Source organism: Pseudoalteromonas sp. JC28, from assembly GCF_013319255.1.
Lineage (GTDB): Bacteria > Pseudomonadota > Gammaproteobacteria > Enterobacterales > Alteromonadaceae > Pseudoalteromonas.
Map to the genome: position 1 here is coordinate 1,128,508 of NZ_QOKX01000001.1, position 18,920 is coordinate 1,147,427.

Genomic DNA, 18,920 nt, shown 5'->3' on the forward strand with positions numbered 1-18,920 from the left:
AAGAGGCCAACTCAAACCGCACGGTTTAAGTTGGCTGTATAGGAAGTTAAGCGTTTAAGACCGCCAATAATCTCCCCTTTGAAGTCACTATATCGGCTTTTTCAGCCTCAGCTAGATAACTGATAAGGTAAGTCTCAAGGCTACTTTCTTCACCTTGCAGCTTTGCGTCCAGCATCGCAACTTGCTCAGACATTCTCTCGCTTTGCAACGCTTCTGGCGATGACTGATTCGTTAAAATCTCAAGCCTCAATAGCAACTGAGCAGCGTTTAGCGAGGTTTTATTGCTACCTTGCCACGAGCTTGGAATATCACCGTCAGTGTCTACCGCTTCCACCAATTCATTGAACTTTTCGCGACGCTGAGATGAAAACAGATCATCTAATTTCGACTTCACTTGAGACAATAAACGATTCTTTTCTTGCTTCAGTCCTGGCACTACAATAAACGTATTGAGTTCGTTACGAATAGCAACCAGTTCATTTTGAGTTACCGCTTCTATGACCTTGTTGTCGAACTCTGCTAACAACTGACGCTGCTCGGCTTCCTGCGACTTCTCCTGTGCTTTTTGCTCTGCATATTGTGCGCTGCGCTTTTCAAACACGGCATCATTATGGGCACGAAATGCTTTCCACAGAGTATGCTCTTGTTTGGCACCAGCAAAACCAATTTGCTGCCACTGTTTTTGCAATGATTTCAGTAAGTCACAAGCTGCTGCCAAATCTTCAGCCTCTAGCTGCTGCTGTGCAGTTTCAACTAGCTTGGTCTTTTCAACGGCATTGGCTTGATGGAAGGCTTTAAGTTTCTCGTAAACCGCTTGATGGTGCTCACGGTAAATCGAATTCAGCTTTTGATAGACTTTGGCATCCACATTGCCAGCATTTTTCCATGCTTTGGCTAGGCGATTAAATTGTGCTTCAACTTCTCGCCAATCAATACCTTCGTTATCCAAAGTACCAAGCAGCGCTTTCACTTCCTCGATCAGCGCTTCACGTGCAATTTTTGCCTGCTCACGCTGTACTTCTTGCTCCGCAAAGTAAGTGCGACACGGTACAAACAATAATTCAATTTTTTCATCAAATTGAGCGGCTTGTGCCTTTTCCTGTTCCGTTTCAACATGACCAAGCTCGTTCCAACGTACTCTAAGTAATTTTACTTCCTCAGCACGCTTAACTGGGTCAACCGCCTCCTCAGCGAGTTTGTTATCAAGCTCCGCAAGCAATTCTTCACGTTTAGGTGTAGCAGCATACTTTTGCCAATCTTTAAGATCTTTTAATGCTTGAGACAAGCTTTCATGCTGGTTTTCGAGCTGCTTTTTGTAGCTTGGCGTTAGCAACTCAAACTGCTCGATAAAGCCATTAAAAACGCCAAATGCCACGTTAAATCGGCCCTGATCAATTAATCGTTGCACATCGCGTGCTTTCTTCTTCGCGATTTTGAGTGCTTTTTCTTGCTCATTTTTCAGCGGCTCGATAGCTGTCATAAACACTTGGCTTGCATCTGATAGCTCAGCTTTTGCTGATTTATGCAATACCTTAGGCAGTGAATCTAGTGCTTTACGCGCTGCAACATAGCGGTCTTTTTGTGCTTGCATTTGGGTATCAAGCGATTCTAATGAAGTTGGTACTTCAACTGCTTTCAACTCTGCTAAGGCATTATTGAAGGTTTCACTTGCAGCAATAAGTGCGGGTAAATCGGCAAGATCACGCTCAATATTTTGCAGTTTTCTTGTGAACTCGCCAAGCGCTTCAACAGTGACATATTGAGGTGCAGACACTTTGCCTTTTAATACTTCACTACGCTTAACTAGTGCATCGTGTGGGGCTAAGTCTAGTGTTTTACATGCAACTTCGACCGATTTTTCAATGGCCTCAAGTTCAGCAGTTAATTCAGCGACCTCTAGGGCTTCATTTTGCTTTTGCATTAACTCAGCTTGCTGCGCTTGATGTTTAACTTGTAACTCATTGAGATGACGGTTTAATTTATCTGCTACTTGTTGATACTTTGCATCTAGTGCAGTTACCGTTTCAGCATCTAACCACTTAAGCTCAATGCTTTGCCACTGTGCAAATAACTGTTGTGCTTGCGCGTTCACAATTTCATAGCTTTGCTTATCTCTTAGCGCGTTTAACTTGGCAAGTACAACCCGCGTTTGCTCAGCAACTTGAGTAGGCATTTCTTTTGCTAATCGCTGCTGCTCCAGTGATCCAGTAAGAGAAGTCAGCGCTTCACCTTTGGCTGCTTTTAGGACACTCTTTTCAAGTGAATGCTGTGCAATCAGTTCCAACATAGCGATCTGAAGTGCTTCATCACCTTCTTTGAAGGATTTTTCGATTAACGTGGCGTTCGCAAGGCGCTTAAGCAGTTTAACTTTGTTCGTTAAATCAGTTTCAATTAACGCGACTTTCTCAAGCGTTTTAGCTGGTGCATAGCGTTCAATGTATTCATCACGAATGTTGCTCTGCAGTGCGGTGTCTTGATTAATAACCGCACTCGAAATTTTCTGCTCAGCAAGCTCTTTTAGCTCACTATCTTGCTTATAAACTTTCCACCAAAGACCAAGGTCATTTACCTTAGTAAGTACCTTTTTTCTGATCTGTGCAGACTCGTCCTCAAGTGCTAGCGTATGTAGTAAAGTTGCGTCTTTGCTTAAGTCTAACTTGTCCACTGCTTGTGAGCGAACGTCAACCTTAGGGTGTTTCCATTTCGGTGTAAAAAGGTGTTTAAAGATCATTTTCACTGAACCTAGCTATTTCGTTGTCGGCTTTGAATTCTTGTTGTAATTCGCGTTTGGATTTTTGCACCATTTCACCTTTTTCGTTGATGGTGAACTGCTCATTGGACTTGGCTACTTTTGCTTGATATAGCATGACCAACTGCACGGTTTGCTCTTTTTGCGCATCACTTAGCGACGTACCATCAGGCCACTTTCCAGTTGACGCGCCGTATTGCAAACGCTCGAATACTTCAGGGGTAATATTTTGAACTAAGCTATCTACATTCATTACTACTTTTTCTTTTTCAAAATAACGAGGATGACTCGATTAATTAAGTACCAAACCGCACCTATGCCTATAGCGCTTTTGCTTGCAATCATTTCAAACGAGTTAGGTTCAGGCTGCTGCCAATAGATATATAAGAATCCGCCTAGCACTAAGATCAGTGCAATAAACGAGTAATTCATTACTGATTGCTGACGTTTTACACGGTTTCTAGAGGCCGCTCTCTCTCTGTCTTCTTGAGAAAAGTCTGCTAAATTGGTTTCACAATGCGGGCAGGACTTATGTTTGGAGGAAATAGATTTACCGCAGCTTGGGCACTGTGCTATTGCCATCGTGTTACTTCTCCATAATACAAAAAAGGGCACCTGTGAGGCGCCCTATTCTACTACCTTTGCGAACTCTTGTCCTTAAATGACAAGATAATTTTAATTAAAATTCGCTCACTGTTTGTGTTCTTTGTTGAAATCTTCCCAGTATTCTTTAACTGAAGATTTCATTTCTTTTCTGAGTAGTAAAATACCAAATAAGTTAGGTAAGGTCATCACTACAATGGCCACTGCAGCCAACTTCCACACTAGTGTCGTATCAGCAAACGACGCCCAGAAGAAACCTGCAACATAGAATACGCGATATGGCATGACCGAGCGGCTGCCCAGAAGATAAATCATCGCGCGGTCGCCATAGTATGACCATGCAATTGCCGTAGAAAACGCGAATAACAACAAGCCAATCGAAACGATGTATTTACCATTTTCGCCCAAATAACCTCGGGTAAATGCTTTGGTTGTCAGCTCTGCCGAATGCACTAAAGAGTAACCAATCACGCTGATGCTATTGTCTGTTGGCAAGCCGTCTTTCACTTCGACGGTACCTGTGTACTTGTGACGCTCTGTAATACCAAAACGTACTTGCTCACCAATAGAACGCGAGTGGATCACGGTAAAGTTTTCTGTTACCGCCTTACCCTGTACGACTTCAATCTCACCATTGAAAGGTTTGACAGTATGCTCTTTTTTACCATTCAAGTAGGCGTACAATGCATCTCGGTCTTGTTGATTCGATTCGTCATATTTACCGTCTAAGATAACCATAGACGAGCGCTCAAAATGAGTTTCGAACTTTTCGGTCCACACACCCGATGACAAAATAACCAATCCCGTCAAGGTACAGATAATAATTGTGTCAATAAACGGTTCAAGAATGGAAACCATACCTTCAGACACTGGCTCATCGGCTTTTGCCGAGGCGTGCGCGATTGGCGCTGAACCTTGACCCGCTTCGTTGGAAAACAGACCTCGGTTAACCCCACGGTTAAATGCATACGCAAAAGAAGCCCCTAAGAAACCACCCGCTGCCGCAGATCCCGTGAAAGCATCTGTAAATACAGAAAGGAAAGAAGGAACGATATTCTCAATGTTGTAGAAAATAACGGCAAAAGAGCCAAGAATATAAATCGCAGCCATTAATGGCACAACGCGAGAAGTGATGGCAGCAATACGCTTGATACCACCAAGAATAACCAAAGCAAGTAGAATAGAAAGCACCGCACCTGTTGCCATCGGTGCAAAACCAAAGGTCGCTTCCATACCTTGAGCAATGTTGTTGATCTGCGGCAAACTACCTGTACCAAATGAGCTAATCACAGTAGCAATTGCAAATAATACCGCTAGCCACTTCATGTTTAAGCGGCGATCCATATAATACATTGGACCACCAGCCATTGTGCCATCATCTGTTTGTACACGGTATTTATGCGATAGCGTGACTTCCACAAATTTGGTTGTCATACCAAAAAAGGCCGTCATCCACATCCAAAATAATGCTGCTGGCCCGCCGATTGAAATTGCCAGCGCCACCCCACCAATATTACCAGTACCAACTGTGCCAGAGAGTGCCGTTGCGAGTGCTTGGAAGTGTGTGGTATCCCCTTCTAGGCCCTTTTTATCATATTTTCCGGTAACGACTTTACAAGCATGTTTGAAATATCGGATCTGTGGAAATTTCAAGTAGATTGTAAAAAACAAACCTACCCCTAACAGTACATACGGGAACCAAGGTGAACCACCTAACATTCCATCCAAGCTATCTAATAAGCTGCCTAACGCATCCACGAATATTCCCCTTTATTGTTGTTATTACACCCTGTTGAGGTGTTCTACCTTATTATTTTTAAATATTATTTTGTTGTTCTTTTAAACGCACAAAAATAAGCGGGTAATCAATATGGTGATTACCCGTCTTTAAGCTTATCTTAAGTCGTCAACCACATTTAAGATTGCAGCTAAGGTGTCTTGACCAAACTGATATGAGCGTCGGTCTGACCAACCGAAGTATGGATCCGGCAGATTTGCATTATCCTTAAACGGCATTTCAACGGTATAAGCCAACGCTTTGAACGCTTCACCAACAGCACATGATGCTACAGTAAGGTTTGCTTCACCCGGTGCATCTTTATCGTAACCAAATTCATCTTGGAACTCAGGTGTGATAGTTAACAGTGCCGCCTTGAAAGACTCTTCCAAACGCTGTAGGCGCTCATCATAACTCGGAATACCTTCACTGCCCGCAACGAAGTTATACGGTAGTGCTTCGTCACCATGAATATCTAGGTACATATCCAACCCAGTTTCATGCATTTTATTTAATACATAATAAACTTCAGGTGAGTTCTCAAGTGTCGGGGTTTGCCATTCACGGTTAAGGTTAACGCCTTTTGCATTAGTGCGAAGATGACCACGAACGCTGCCGTCCGGATTCATATTTGGCACGACATAAAATATCGCTTTCGATAACAGTGCAGCAGCATGTGGGTCTTCGTCATCCAATAGTTTGTGAAGTAGACCTTCAACAAACCACTCTGCCATCGTTTCACCCGGGTGCTGGCGCGCCGTGATCCAAATCTTTTTCTTCTCATCTGACGGCTCACCAATAGTGAGTAAGCTCATATCACGGCCGTCAAGTGTTTGACCTAGCGTCTCTACAACGCACGCATCGTGGGCTTGAGCCCAGTAGACTAAGTCTAAATGGCGCTCATAACTATAAGGAGCAAAATAAGCAAAGTAGGTATGAACACATTCAGGCTCAAAATCGATAGTTAATGTGCCATTCTCATAACGGGTTGGCACACGGAACCAAGTTTGACGATCGTAAGATGCAACCGCATGATAGTCATCCCAACCTTCAGGGTATGCTGAGTTTAGTAGTTGGTTGATATGAATTTTGTGCTCTAAAAAAGGCGTAGACTCAAGTCTAAAGTGAAACCATTGAAAAAAGTCAGACTCATTGTCTTTATTGATTTCTAGTTGAATATCCGCAGGTGATTCTGCTTTTACCACCTTGATATTACCACTATCGAAATTACTCGTAATGCGCATAGGTTTCCCTAAATAAGTTAAAAACTGTTGTGTAAATACACTGTTACCATACTCAACTTTGCTTCAGTCTAGAACAATATTAAGCCTCAAAAAGAGGTAATACTGTGCCTGCCTTTGCACAAAGTTAAGGTGTAACTTTTTGTTAGCTAATTGTAGCTGACCTATCTTTGCAAGCCTACCACAACCAATTTGTTTCAAAAACTAAAAAAGCCAGCTGGTGCTGGCTTTTTGTCGTAAATTTCGTGTTAGCGAGGTAGGCTCGGGAATTTTACTTCCGCCATGTCTTGCATTACACGTACAACCTGACAGCTGTAACCAAACTCGTTATCGTACCATACGTAAAGTACTACGCGGTCGCCATCAACGATGGTTGCTTTTGAGTCAACCACACCTGCATAACGGCTACCCACAAGGTCAGTAGACACGATTTCTGTTGATGCAGTGTAGTCAATCTGGTCACGTAGTTCAGAGTAAAGTGAAGACTCACGAAGGAATTCATTTAGCTCTTCAGCAGTTGTTTCTTTACCTAGGTTTAGGTTAAGAATTGCCATTGATACGTTTGGTGTTGGTACACGAATTGCGTTACCAGTTAGTTTACCAGCAAGCTCTGGAAGTGCTTTAGCAACCGCTTTCGCAGCACCGGTTGAAGTAATAACCATGTTCAATGCTGCACTACGACCACGACGCTCAGCTTTGTGGTAGTTGTCGATCAAGTTTTGGTCATTGGTGTAAGAGTGAACCGTTTCAACGTGACCATTCTTAATACCAAACTTGTCGTTAAGTGCTTTTAATACCGGTGTGATTGCGTTAGTTGTACAGCTTGCTGCAGACACAATCTTGTCTTCAGACTGAATGTCTGAGTTGTTAACACCATAAACGATGTTTTTGATGTCACCTTTAGCTGGCGCTGTAAGTAACACTTTAGACGCACCGATTGACTTAAGGTGCTTACCTAAGCCATCTTCGTCTTTCCACACACCTGTGTTATCTACGATAAGCGCGTTTTCAATACCGTATTTTGTGTAATCCACTTCTTCAGGTGAGTTTGCGTAGATAATCTGAATGTAGTTACCATTTGCTTTAATCGCACCTTTTTCATGGTCTACTGTGATTGAACCATTGAAAGGACCATGAATTGAGTCACGGCGCAATAAGCTTGCACGTTTCTCGAGATCACCATCGCGGCCACCGCGAACAACAATTGCACGAAGGCGTAAATCAGCGTGAGAGCCGCCACGTTCGATAAGTAGGCGTGCTAATAAACGGCCAATGCGACCAAAACCATAAAGAACGACGTCACGAGGTTCTGGACGTGCACCTTGGTTTAGTAATTCTGCAAGTTCTGCATTTAAAAACTCTTCGATTGAGCGGCCTTCACCTGCATTTTTATAAATGTAGGCATAAGCTAGCTTACCAAGGTCAACACGACCTGGTGCTAATTCCATTTTGCTGATCACTTCTAAGAATGGAAAGCTTTCACGAAGACGTAGTTTACGCTCTTCAAAGCGTGCTACTGTTTTGTGTGCTTTGATAACATCAATGGTGCTTGCGCTCACAAGAGGACGACCGTATACAGAGATTTCAACGCCTTTGTTACGGTATAGACGACCGATTAGGGGTTGCATGCTTTCTGCATAATCTTGACGCTCTTGCCAGCTGTTTTGATATTCTTGCTCGTGAGATAAGGTCATTTTTTCTGCCTAATAAACAATTTTCTTTGAACGGATAGCCCGAATGGGCACGGCTATTCTAATTTAAACTGCCGTGATTCTCCACTGTTACCGAACAATTCATTGCGTTAAACTAGTAAACTATTAGCTCTACCCTGTTTATTCGGGCGTAACCCCCTATAATTATAAAAAATCATTGAGGTCAAACTATGGCGTTTAAAAAGTCGCTAGTCTTTGCAGCGTTACTACTTGCTGGTTGCGACGACACCCTAACCTTGAACCAAGTGTGTAGCGAAACGCCTGGTTTTTGTGAAGACTTAAATAAAGACAGTCACTGTAAAGACGAACGTGCGTCGCTAATTTACGCGCGCTACCACGAATACAAGTCTCCAACGGACGAAAACAAATATGACTTGTTGCAAAATTTAGAAAGCTACAACCAATGTGTTTCTCGCGCCGCCAAAATTGAGCACATCAAGTTAAAAGAAAAAACCACTTCACGAGTGGAAGGTCATCTCACCGCACTAAAAGAAATGACGCGTATTTACAATGAAACAAAAGGCAGTAACCACCCAGGCCTGCTCTATTATCATTGGTCTCGTAACAGTGATCGCACAGCAATGAACAAGCTACTGAATATGCAAGACGACCCTAGGGTCCAAAACGATCCCGAAATTCAGCTTTTCCTCGCAGAGTTTTATGCCAAAGTAGATGACGATAAAACCGTTGATATTCTCTACCGCGTATTAGAGCTGAATAAAAGAGGTCATACCCCTAACCCAGAAGTCTATTCATCTTTAGTCAGTATTTTCTACAAACACGAAAAGTATAAGCACGCATATACTTTTGCCCGAGTGGCCCAGCTTTCTGGGGTTGAAGATATTGATATTATTCCAGTAACAAACCAACTGGCTTCAATGGGCAAAGATTTAGCCAACTTAGATTCATTGGCGCAAAGAACTTACGAAAGCATTCAAGCTGGGGAGTTTGTTTCCCCACGAGATTTTTGAGCTTAGTTATAAAAATCAAAACGGGAAGCCAATGCTTCCCGTTTTTGAGAATAAATGATCACTACTTTGCCAGTGCTACGTTAATAAATACCGCGGTCATTAAGATTGGGCAAACAAATCTAACGTACTGAGCAAACAAGTAATGTGCACCACGGGATTCTAAGTGGAGCTGATTACCGCGCTTCCAAACCCAGCCAACAGTAATAAAGTAGAACAGCCCCATCAATGGTAGCTGATATTGCGTGAATAGACTGATCACCAATTCGAACAACCAATCAAAGTTTAGAATAATCGTGCTCGATGCTAATAAGATAACTAACGTAACCAACCAAGTCGCTTGTTTACGTTGAAAGCCATGGTTTTCAACCAAGAAAGATACCGGAATTTCTGTTGAAGAAATGGTAGACGTTACCGACGCAATAGACATAAGCACAAAGAAAGTCAGGCTAACTAATAATCCCATTTCACCCATATTGGCAAATAGCTCGGGTAAAATGGCAAAAATCAACCGCCCTTCACCGATTAATTTGCCGTCTTGAAATACTTGAACACCATTTTGCTGCGCAACGAATATTGCAGGGATAATAAGTAAACCGGCCAAAAATGCGACACTGGTGTCTAGCATTGCAACACTAAACGTCAGCTTAGGTAGATTTTCATTCGGTTTTAAGTACGAGCCATAAATCATCATGCAGCCCACACCCAACGACAACGAAAAGAATGCCTGCCCCATCGCCGCAATGATCAAGTCAGGATCGCTAATTTTTGAAAAGTCCGGAATTAAATACGTTCTAAACCCTTCTGCTGCACCGTTTAATGTCGCCATATAGCCAATAAGGCAAAGCAGTAATACCAGTAACAACGGCATAAGTCTGCGCGACCAAGCTTCTATGCCTGATTTTACGCCTTTAAGAATAATGCTCGCAGTCAAAATTAACATTAGTGGCGTAAAGATAAAGTTTCTCAGCATCGAATCACCGCTAAGAAACTGATGAGCAGCATCTAGTTCAGCCATTTGCGCAAGAGGATCAAGTGCATGAGACAGCATCCACCCAGCCACAATGGAGTAAAAGCTAAGCATCACGATAGCACCAGCAAGGCCGATATACCCCGCCGCGGCTCCTATTTTCGGATTACCTTCACGCCAGGCTGTCTTAAGTGCTTTAACTGGGTTTGCTTGTGCCTGATGGCCTAAGTACAATTCTGTGTAAAGTGCAGGTAATGCGAGTAAGAAAATTACCGCAAAATAAACCAGTAAAAATGCACCGCCACCGTGGTTTGCGGCTTGTGTGGGAAACCCCCAAATATTACCAAGTCCAACAGCCGCACCAGCTGCTGCTAACACAAAGCCAAGTCGGCTTTGAAATCCATCGCGCGTATGAGCCATGTCTGTAATCAATCATTATTTTTGTAGACGGCCGATTATACGTACTTCCGCTAAAAATGCGAGAGGTTCGAGCCGTGCCTCAAAAACTCGAGTTGGGCGTCTCTAGAAAGTCCATTTCTGCTTCTGTTGAATCGCGATTGAGTATTTCATTTCGATGGGGATATCGGCCAAATCTATCGATAATTTTTTTATGCGCGACTTCAAAATCATAATTGGGCAGGTCGCGAAAATAATGATCTGCGGCACGATGGATGATGCGACTTTCGCTATGCATCATAGGTAGGTATAAAAACATCAATTCAGTATCGTTGAGCTGGCGGTGATAGCCCTTTTCGATAGCGTGTTGGGTGAGGCTTAGCGCCAATGCGTCACTGGCAAACGCCTCTGGAGTGTCTCTGAATATATTGCGTGAAAACTGATCTAAGATAATGATTTCGCACAGCGCGCCAAGTGGTGTTGCTCTCCAGCTCGAAAGCTCACCTTGGTGCGCCATTTGGTGCAAAATACCGAAGCGATTTTTTATTATGCGATCAAAGTCCGCAGACTTCTTCCACCAATCTGATTCAGTGCATTCAACAAACCAGAATTCGTAGACGTCTTTATAATTCATGATGGCACTCCTAGGGAAAAACAAACTTGATGGTCAGCAGACCCTAACCGTTATAAACAAAGTGCCATCCATTACTCAATAATGCAACTTTTTTATTAGTTCCTAAAAAACAATAAATTCACTTACGCAACCTCTAGTAATTTAGCATGAATTGACTGCACGACCTGATCTGACTCCTGCTGCTCAACTAAAAAGCACAGATTGTGCTTGCTCGCACCATGGCATATCAATCGAATATTAAACTCTGACAACACATCCATCAGGTTAAGTTGGCACTTCTTCAACTGGATCTCAGAACCTATCATGGCCACCAAAGTAAGATTATTTTCAACGGTCACATGACAAAACTCGCCAAGTTCATCCAAACAAGCTTGTTCTAGCTCTGGTCGAGAAGCATTCGGCGCATTATCCAGCGTAAGTGCAACACTAATTTCCGAAGTCGTTACCAAGTCAACCGATATATTGTAATTGCTTAAAATGGTGAAGATACGAGCCAAAAAGCCGCTAGCAAGAAGCATTTCAGGGCTCTTTAACGTCAATAGTATTTGGTTTTTGCGTTGTGTCACTGCGCGAATGCCTGCTTGCGCCGTTTTCTCTTTTTCAATCCAAGTGCCACCCGCTTGCGGATCACGGCTTGAACCAACAAATACTGAAATACCTTTACGACTCGCTGGCAATATAGTTGCGGGATGTAACACCTTAGCACCAAATGTCGCCATTTCTGCCGCTTCATCAAAACTCAAACGAGGAATAGGTCTAGCCTTTACACACAAACGCGGATCGGTACTGAAAATACCAACGACATCGGTCCAAATATGCACACTTGACGCGTCAATTGCCTCTGCTAACAATGCTGCACTATAGTCAGAACCGCCACGACCAAGCGTAGTCGTCTGGCCGTATTGGTCACTACCAATAAACCCTTGCGTCACCTGCACTGTGTCGCCAAGTAGCGCGACCAAATTGGTTTGCGCAGCTTCACGCGTAGCTGCAACATTTGGATTCGCTTTTCCAAATTGATTATCTGTTTTAAGCACTTTACGCACATCAAAGCGCGACGCCTGAACCTGGTTATTACGTAGTATTTGGGTAAACAAATAAGAAGAAAAACGTTCGCCAAAGCTCAACATTTCATCGCATTGCTGTCTGCTAAGTGCAGGTAAACTCGCAAGGCTTTCAAATTCACTGAAAGTTTGCTTGTAACCCTCAGCAAGATCAGCATCCAAAGACACTTGGTCGATAATCGCTTGCTGTATGTTTTCAACCGCTGCAACAACCGCTTTGCGCCCGGCCTCATCTTCCTTTTGTTGGGTTAGCGTTACAAGGTGATTGGTTACGCCAGCACACGCACTCACAACGACCACTCGAACATTTGGGTTGTCACGAACAATGTGAGCACAACGAGACATAGCCTCAAAGTCAGCGACACTGGTACCGCCAAATTTGGCTACAACATACTGCGAATTCATTTTCTCTCCTCTCGACTGTTGGCACAGTCAAATTTTATAAGGAGAACTCGGCATGGGATTTCTAAAAAGACGAACGCTTGAAATGACCTTTGCCAGAAGCTCTCCACCAATACGGTGACAGTTCCGAGGATTCAGCCTCGTAAACCGAAGAATCGTTGCGACGAGCAACTTTTCTCCTCGGCGAATACTTCCCTCACTAGTGGTCATTGGTCTCGTCACCTCACACTAACTACCTAAGCATCGCGCCTCTTCTGTTTATTTTGCCTTTGTTAATCTGAATAAAAGCAAAATAAAAGCCCGCAATAAATGCGGGCGATGTGAGAAAATTATCTTTTAGCCGTCTAGGTGTCAAGTTATTTATGAAAAACTTATCCCAAAGCGCTAAAAAATTAAATCCATTGGTCTTAAATAAGCTGACCCGCGAAATACGCGCCACTATATCCAATGGTATATGCGATAAGCAGGTAGATACTCATTTTAAGATAGCTTGAGAAGGTTAACGCTTTAACCTTACTCATTGCAATGATCCCCGCTGCAGAACCAATGATAAGCATAGAGCCACCAACCCCAGTCGCATAAGTAAAGGTTAGCCATTGCGCTGGAGTCATCGTAATATCTGCTTTTAATAACGCCGCCGTCAATGGCACGTTATCTACCGCCGCACTCATTAAACCGACCAAGTAGTTTGCGTATTCCGGTGCAAGATGCAGATATAAATCGGTAAACTTAGACAGTACACCGACCTCTTTCAACGCGCCAACTAATAACAGCACACCCACAAAGAACAATAAGGTGTCGTATTCAATTTCACGGATATAGTCGATGATTTTCTTATTGACGTCCTTTTTGCGCATCAAGAATTGCGCCATTAAGAACATCAAAGACAAGCCAAATAAGAAAGTCAGCATCGGCGGTACATGGTATTGCACGCTTAAGAATAACGTAGCAAAAATGGTTGATAAGAAGATGAGCGCAATGGTGATATCGGTCTTTTCAATTCTGCGTAATTCAGCCTTTTCAAAAATGATCTTATCATTCATGCCGATTGATAGCATCGCAGCTAAGATAAATACGCTAAAAATAGAAGGGGCAATTAGTAAAAGCAGATCAGGGATGGTTACTTTATCGGCCAAAAATATCATCAAGGTGGTTACATCACCGGTGATCAATGATACCCCACCGGAGTTAACACTGAAGATGATTAATGTCGCATATCTAATTAGCTTTTTCGGGTCTAATTTCAAAGACATGACTACAGCTAATGAAATAAGCGTCGCGGTGATGTTATCCGATATTGACGAAAATACGAATGCAAAAGCACCGACCAAAAACATTAGCTTGCGTTCGCTAATATGGGTTGGCATGATCCGGTGAACAATATTTTGGATAAACCCTTTTGAGTTCAAGTAGGCCACAAACGTCATGGCAGCCATTAAAAACAGCCAAAGCGTCGCGATTTCCAAAATGTTATGGTCTAGTTCAATTTGTACAATTTCTGGGCTTTGACCATGAATTGGAGAGATAAAGGCGATAATCCAACATAAAGTACCAAAAAAAAGCGTTGTTTTGGCCTTGTTTACGTGAATAATATCTTCTATAACGATGAGTATAAAAGCGATGGCGATCAGGGTTAGAATAATGGGCGTGACCATAATGCGCAAACAACCTGTAATTAAATGTAACAAGGGGTGGGTTCGATTTCGGGGCGGATTCTAGCACCATCGCAGGCCCCATGCCACGTACAATAAACATTTTGTGACAATTTGATGAAGTGGTGATGAAACTTCTCTACTACACACTGGAAAGTTATGATCCCAGCAAAAAAATTATTAAATACGATAAATGAACACTGGAGCGTACTCGAGCTACTTTTTAAACGATTTAAGCTCGCAGATTTCAGTCTAAAAGATGTACAAAACATCCTAAAGCAGAAAAATTCTAGCTGGTCGAGTGAACGGATATATAAAGAAACCAATCGATTACTCCAACAAGAAATTATTATTCCTTTAGCTAAATCTTCACAGTTAGAAATCAACCGTGCAATCGCTGACTTCGCCAGCTTTCTTTTACAAGAAGAAAGCCTCGGTTTAGCGGAAGAAATCACGGTGCTGGTAAAAGACTTAGAAAGATTAGGTAATCGCATCGCACAAGCCGGTGAAGAGGCTGACTACTCTGAGCTACGCCGCTTTAGCCGCATTATGGACGAACGCGTTCGTAAAATTGTTAAGCTGTTCGAGCATAACGAAAGCGCTATCATGAACTTGGTTGAACAAGCAAAGTCTGACACCTCAACGCTGTCTCTTGGCATGAGATATAAAGCCGTATTAGAAGCGTTTGACGAATATATCGAACCTATGTTGGAAATGGTCGATATTCATGGCCCTTTCCAACGCTGCTTCGATCAGATAGAGCTTCAGGTCAGTGAGCAAATTGACGAGATTGAACAATTAGGCCGTGGTGCTGCAGACAAACGCATGCTGGAGCAGCTCAGAACACGCATTTTAGATATGCACCTCATTGGTAGAGAAAGTTTAAGCCGCAGTGCCGATCTCCTAATGCCGTTACGTGAAGAGCTACGCCGCAATACACTCATTACGCGGCAAGCCTCTAAAGTCCTTGGACAAATTAGAAAGCGCGGTGTTGACCGTTTACTCTCACCAGTTCAACCAGAATTTGTGTCAGACATTCAACGTTTTAACCTTGGGCAAAAGCGTCACATGGTCGCATATATGGCAAGTCTCGTTGAATTTGAGCATGAAGAATATCAGCTGCCCGATCACGACGATGTGCCAGCTTATCAAAGTCCTAACATTCCAGATTACAACTCGGTAAAAACGAGATTTCAACAAACCGGTAAAAAGCGCCAGGCACTATTGGGCTTTTTAAGCGATAGCTACCCAGATCTTGAAGCAGACGAAATGCTGTTCCTTTATCAAAAACTGATCAACGAATCTGACTTGGCACTCAGCCAAGAGCAACAAAAGAGTAAGATCATTATCGCATCGCATACCTTCTCTTTATATCCATTTAGTGCCAAAGCAAAACAAGATTAGCATTATGACGACAATTAACTTAGACATGCTCAATGAACTCCAAGCCATTAATAAAAAACTGGTGAGCGGGTATCATATCAGTGAGCAAGACACTACCCTTTGGCAAGAGTTAGATCAGCAAATTGATAGCTATCAAGCGCTATTTTCAGCCTTAGGCCATGATTTACAGCACGATGCCCGTGGTTTTTATTATTTGGCAAGCGATGAAAGCACGCCAAATATGGGGAAAATTTCCCGTGCGATTGCCCTAACCATTTATATTTTAATTGAGTACTATGCCAACCAAGGTAAAGATCCGCTTCGCGTACTATTTGATGAAAGCTGCGATTTAGAGCTAATGCAAACCATAGTACAGCTCAATAAGCATCTTTTTGACCAGTTGGAGATTTTTTCGGGCTCAGATCTCAGAAAAGACGTGTTTTTACGTATGGTGAGACTGGGTCTAGCCCGTGAGGTTGAGCAAGGCTTTATGCTACTTGCACCGATTTATCGCTACATTGACGCGCTAATGGAAGTAAACGAAGAACAATATGATATTGAGGACGAGCTATGAGCGAGCAGTTGTACGGCCTAAGTAAACTCGCATTATTAAATACCGCCGGATACGCTAAGTGTGTCATTCCTCTGGATAAAAGTGCGTCTATCTGCGCCCCGAATAACACCGGTAAAAGCTCGGTGATCAACGCGCTACAGTTTCCACTTATCAACGATTTAAGACTGACTGAATGGGATGGCCACGATTTAGAAGAAACGCGTAAGTTCTACTTCTCTTCTGATCAATCCTATATTTTGCTTGAAGCCAACCTCCCCCACGGCGATGTGGTCATTGGCGTTGCGGGACTGGGTAAAATCGCCGGTTACGCGCATCAGTTTTTTTGCTATCAAGGCAAACTGAATCTTGATGATTACACCCAGGGTAAAAGTATCATCAAGTACACCAAGCTATTTAATCACTTACAGGAAAAACAACTTAAGCCTGTAGAGCTAAAAGCACAAGAACTTAATGCCCTGCTCACAGGTGGCGCCACACCATTTGATGGCGATATCAACCTGAAGATGATCCCACTGAATAATGTCCAAGATGCGCCTGTATATAAAGAAATATTCCGTCGTATTTTGAATCTGCACAAACTCGGTGCACAAGACGTAAAGCGCTTTATGCTCAAGGTGTTCGAACGCCATATGTCGAACTCGAAAGTCGATTTTTATGAAGTCTGGCGTCGCGCTTTTGATAAGGTTAACCGTGCGCGTCGTGAACTAAATGCGCTGGAGTCAATGCAAGAGCCAATTTCAGCCCTTGAGAAAATGCTTGAAAATGAGGCGGTATTAAAAGGTAAACTGGCGGCTTACGCACCGAAACTCGATTTAGCTTTGGTTGAATATGATAACTATCACAACGAGCAAATTGCAGAGCTGGCAACACAGCTAGAAGACATAGAAGCTGAAAAGCGCGAATTTGAGTCTAAGCAGCAGCTGTACGTCCAACAGTCTCGAGATATCGAGCGTAAACAAACCCAAATAGAACAATGGTTTACTGATTTCCACGCGTTAAAACGTGAATTTGAGCTAACGAATCATGCAACGCTTAAAACCAATTTAACTCTGTTGAAAAAGGAATATGAGCAGCTTTCCTTCTCTATTAATAGTGCACAGGGGCAAAGTCTCCATACCCTTGATTTTCGCATCAACGAAACGCAAAAGCAGATTAAGAGTTTAAAACTGCAACTCAAGAACCTTGAGTTCAACCTGTTTACTCGTATGCGTGAAGATCTTTCTTTAAAAGAAGTGGAAGAGATCTCACGGATCTTGAATCCGGATTTGTTATCGTTTTCAACCACCTCTCAAGGTGAAATTGATATCACCGACGAAGATGCCTTTGGCGCATTTTTGGAGTCCCTATCTAAGTCAGTTCAAGGTGGTGAGCTTAAAGTACCTGGTGCTACCGTTAAGTTGAAAAAACTGAGTCCAGTACAAATGCAAAGCGGTGAGAACAAAGCCCAACTGCAAGCACAGCTGGAGTCACTACAACAGTCGCTTAACGACTTAAAGCAGCAGCGTGAAGTCGCCGCAAACGTCGCTGAAAAACAAAAAGAACGTGATGCTCTATATGATGAACTAATGGCTACCGAAGCGGCCATGAAACGCTTTGAGCAATATCAAACCATGTTGCAATCCGTCGATGCTCAGCAAGCACTAAAAGAGCAGCTTGAGATGGAACGTGAGCAAGTTGATGAATATTTACATGATATTCAGCGTAATGCCGGTTCGATTTCAGATCGCCGCTCTATCATTAAAAGCAAGCAAGACTTATTGGTACGCCAAGCCGACCGCTTAAAACAAGTAAAGTCAGAACGTATCGATCACACACTAGACCTATACTCGGGTAAACTGGCACCGTACGAAATCGAAATTAATCTTGATTTTGATAACCTGTCTGAAGTGACCCACCAGTTTAATAAAGACTGTAATGAGCTTAGAAACTTAGACGTTAATGTGCGTAATACCTACTTGCATATCTACAATGCTGGGATCACTAAGTTTGAAAACGAGTCAGACGTTACTATTAAGTATCAAAAGCTGATCAGCGCGTATCACAACCTAGATAACGAACGAGATGCCGTCGATAAACAAGCACGAGTGGCGCTCACTGAAGTGGCCGCAACCATTAAAGGACTGCGTCAAGACTTAGACCGCTTACGCCGAGAGATGAACAGCTTTAACAAAGGCATAAGCCAGCATCGTATCTCTAACTTGCAAGCGTTTAAGATTAATGTGATCCCTCGTAAAATGCTTATCGATAGCATAGACACCATTATCAGCACTTCAGATTTATACGAAAAAGGCGAAAGCTTAGACTTACTCAGCGAGCAGCCTAGCTCAGAAAAGTCCGTTAATGAGGCGAAAGATCACATCATCAAACTTGCAAGTGATAAAGCGGGATTGACGTTAACTGACCTCTTTGACATTCGCTTTGAAGTGGTCAACCGCGCGGGTGACATTGAACACTTCGATAAAATTGACTCGGCCGGCTCAAACGGTACACGGATCACCATCAAGCTTTTATGTGGCATGCTATTTATTCGCTATCTGTTATCTGATCAAGAGCAAGCGATGTATCGTATCCCGATTTATATCGATGAAGCCGCGGATATCGACCCACAAAACCAAAAGGCCATTATCGAAACCGCACTAAGCTTTGGGTTTGTGCCAATTTTTGCATCGGTGAAACCACAGATCAGCTGTGACTACCTAGTGCCGATCCGCAGTGTTGCACAAGGTAGCCAAAACTGGGTAGATGAAAAAGACTGGATAGAAGTGGAACATTAATCTCAAGTTAATGTCTTAGAT

At 43.0% G+C, this 18,920-nt stretch carries 14 protein-coding genes and 1 riboswitch; of the genes, 4 read left to right on the plus strand and 10 right to left on the minus strand.

Annotated elements, in window-relative coordinates:
* Window positions 1-46: 46 nt before the first annotated feature.
* The 6 genes from DS891_RS04915 to DS891_RS04940 all read right to left on the minus strand — a co-directional run bounded on the left by DS891_RS04915 (window position 47) and on the right by DS891_RS04940 (window position 8,064).
* The gene (locus tag DS891_RS04915) at window positions 47-2,731 is read right to left on the minus strand and encodes a DUF349 domain-containing protein (protein ID WP_174169026.1); all 2,685 of its coding nucleotides are present in this window, start codon (window positions 2,729-2,731) and stop codon (window positions 47-49) included.
* Window positions 2,721-3,002, minus strand: a complete 282-nt coding sequence (locus DS891_RS04920) for a YeaC family protein (RefSeq protein ID WP_010604521.1) — start codon at window positions 3,000-3,002, stop codon at window positions 2,721-2,723. Before DS891_RS04920 ends, DS891_RS04915 begins: the two co-directional genes overlap by 11 nt.
* 2 nt (window positions 3,003-3,004) lie before the next feature.
* Entirely contained in the window at window positions 3,005-3,331 is a 327-nt protein-coding gene (locus DS891_RS04925; RefSeq protein WP_010604520.1) for a hypothetical protein, read from the minus strand.
* 108 nt (window positions 3,332-3,439) lie between these two features.
* The gene (locus DS891_RS04930; RefSeq protein ID WP_174169027.1) at window positions 3,440-5,110 is read right to left on the minus strand and encodes a sodium:alanine symporter family protein; all 1,671 of its coding nucleotides are present in this window, start codon (window positions 5,108-5,110) and stop codon (window positions 3,440-3,442) included.
* 135 nt (window positions 5,111-5,245) lie between these two features.
* Entirely contained in the window at window positions 5,246-6,373 is a 1,128-nt protein-coding gene (locus tag DS891_RS04935; protein ID WP_174169028.1) for a carboxypeptidase family protein, read from the minus strand.
* Window positions 6,374-6,618: 245 nt separating this feature from the next.
* Complete coding sequence (locus tag DS891_RS04940; RefSeq protein WP_010604517.1) at window positions 6,619-8,064, minus strand: glyceraldehyde-3-phosphate dehydrogenase; 1,446 nt, start codon at window positions 8,062-8,064, stop codon at window positions 6,619-6,621.
* Between the two features lie 188 nt (window positions 8,065-8,252).
* Here DS891_RS04940 and DS891_RS04945 point away from each other — a divergent pair, with 188 nt between their 5' ends.
* The gene (locus DS891_RS04945; RefSeq protein WP_095727874.1) at window positions 8,253-9,053 is read left to right on the plus strand and encodes a DUF2989 domain-containing protein; all 801 of its coding nucleotides are present in this window, start codon (window positions 8,253-8,255) and stop codon (window positions 9,051-9,053) included.
* Window positions 9,054-9,114: 61 nt separating this feature from the next.
* Here DS891_RS04945 and DS891_RS04950 read toward each other — a convergent pair whose 3' ends face one another.
* From DS891_RS04950 to nhaD, 4 genes are all read right to left on the minus strand, one after another.
* A complete protein-coding gene (locus DS891_RS04950) occupies window positions 9,115-10,440 on the minus strand; it encodes a sodium-dependent transporter (protein WP_174169029.1) in 1,326 nt (441 codons plus the stop codon).
* A 79-nt stretch (window positions 10,441-10,519) separates the two neighbouring features.
* Window positions 10,520-11,050, minus strand: a complete 531-nt coding sequence (locus DS891_RS04955; RefSeq protein ID WP_174169030.1) for a DUF924 family protein — start codon at window positions 11,048-11,050, stop codon at window positions 10,520-10,522.
* A gap of 122 nt (window positions 11,051-11,172) precedes the next feature.
* Complete coding sequence (gene lysC / locus DS891_RS04960; RefSeq protein WP_017219273.1) at window positions 11,173-12,519, minus strand: lysine-sensitive aspartokinase 3; 1,347 nt, start codon at window positions 12,517-12,519, stop codon at window positions 11,173-11,175.
* Between the two features lie 88 nt (window positions 12,520-12,607).
* Window positions 12,608-12,778: riboswitch (Lysine riboswitch) on the minus strand.
* 145 nt (window positions 12,779-12,923) lie between these two features.
* Window positions 12,924-14,171, minus strand: a complete 1,248-nt coding sequence (gene nhaD, locus DS891_RS04965) for a sodium:proton antiporter NhaD (RefSeq protein WP_174169031.1) — start codon at window positions 14,169-14,171, stop codon at window positions 12,924-12,926.
* 156 nt (window positions 14,172-14,327) lie between these two features.
* Between nhaD and DS891_RS04970 the strand changes: the two genes are divergently transcribed.
* The 3 genes from DS891_RS04970 to DS891_RS04980 are packed head-to-tail and all read left to right on the plus strand — an operon-like array spanning window position 14,328 to window position 18,899.
* Window positions 14,328-15,572: a hypothetical protein gene (locus DS891_RS04970; RefSeq protein WP_174169032.1), complete on the plus strand. Its 1,245-nt coding sequence runs from the start codon at window positions 14,328-14,330 to the stop codon at window positions 15,570-15,572.
* Between the two features lie 4 nt (window positions 15,573-15,576).
* On the plus strand, window positions 15,577-16,125 hold the full coding sequence (locus DS891_RS04975) for a hypothetical protein (RefSeq protein WP_174169033.1): 549 nt from the start codon (window positions 15,577-15,579) through the stop codon (window positions 16,123-16,125).
* Window positions 16,122-18,899, plus strand: coding sequence for an ATPase (locus DS891_RS04980; protein ID WP_174169034.1), 2,778 nt, complete (start codon window positions 16,122-16,124; stop codon window positions 18,897-18,899). Before DS891_RS04975 ends, DS891_RS04980 begins: the two co-directional genes overlap by 4 nt.
* The last annotated feature ends 21 nt before the right edge of the window (window positions 18,900-18,920 follow it).

Coding starts and splice junctions, on each gene's coding strand:
- DS891_RS04915 (WP_174169026.1), bottom strand. CDS start 2,731: ATGATCTTTAAACACCTTTTTACACCGAAATGGAAACACCCTAAGGTT.
- DS891_RS04920 (WP_010604521.1), bottom strand. CDS start 3,002: ATGAATGTAGATAGCTTAGTTCAAAATATTACCCCTGAAGTATTCGAG.
- DS891_RS04925 (WP_010604520.1), bottom strand. CDS start 3,331: ATGGCAATAGCACAGTGCCCAAGCTGCGGTAAATCTATTTCCTCCAAA.
- DS891_RS04935 (WP_174169028.1), bottom strand. CDS start 6,373: ATGCGCATTACGAGTAATTTCGATAGTGGTAATATCAAGGTGGTAAAA.
- DS891_RS04940 (WP_010604517.1), bottom strand. CDS start 8,064: ATGACCTTATCTCACGAGCAAGAATATCAAAACAGCTGGCAAGAGCGT.
- DS891_RS04945 (WP_095727874.1), top strand. CDS start 8,253: ATGGCGTTTAAAAAGTCGCTAGTCTTTGCAGCGTTACTACTTGCTGGT.
- DS891_RS04950 (WP_174169029.1), bottom strand. CDS start 10,440: ATGGCTCATACGCGCGATGGATTTCAAAGCCGACTTGGCTTTGTGTTA.
- DS891_RS04955 (WP_174169030.1), bottom strand. CDS start 11,050: ATGAATTATAAAGACGTCTACGAATTCTGGTTTGTTGAATGCACTGAA.
- lysC (WP_017219273.1), bottom strand. CDS start 12,519: ATGAATTCGCAGTATGTTGTAGCCAAATTTGGCGGTACCAGTGTCGCT.
- nhaD (WP_174169031.1), bottom strand. CDS start 14,171: ATGGTCACGCCCATTATTCTAACCCTGATCGCCATCGCTTTTATACTC.
- DS891_RS04970 (WP_174169032.1), top strand. CDS start 14,328: ATGATCCCAGCAAAAAAATTATTAAATACGATAAATGAACACTGGAGC.
- DS891_RS04975 (WP_174169033.1), top strand. CDS start 15,577: ATGACGACAATTAACTTAGACATGCTCAATGAACTCCAAGCCATTAAT.
- DS891_RS04980 (WP_174169034.1), top strand. CDS start 16,122: ATGAGCGAGCAGTTGTACGGCCTAAGTAAACTCGCATTATTAAATACC.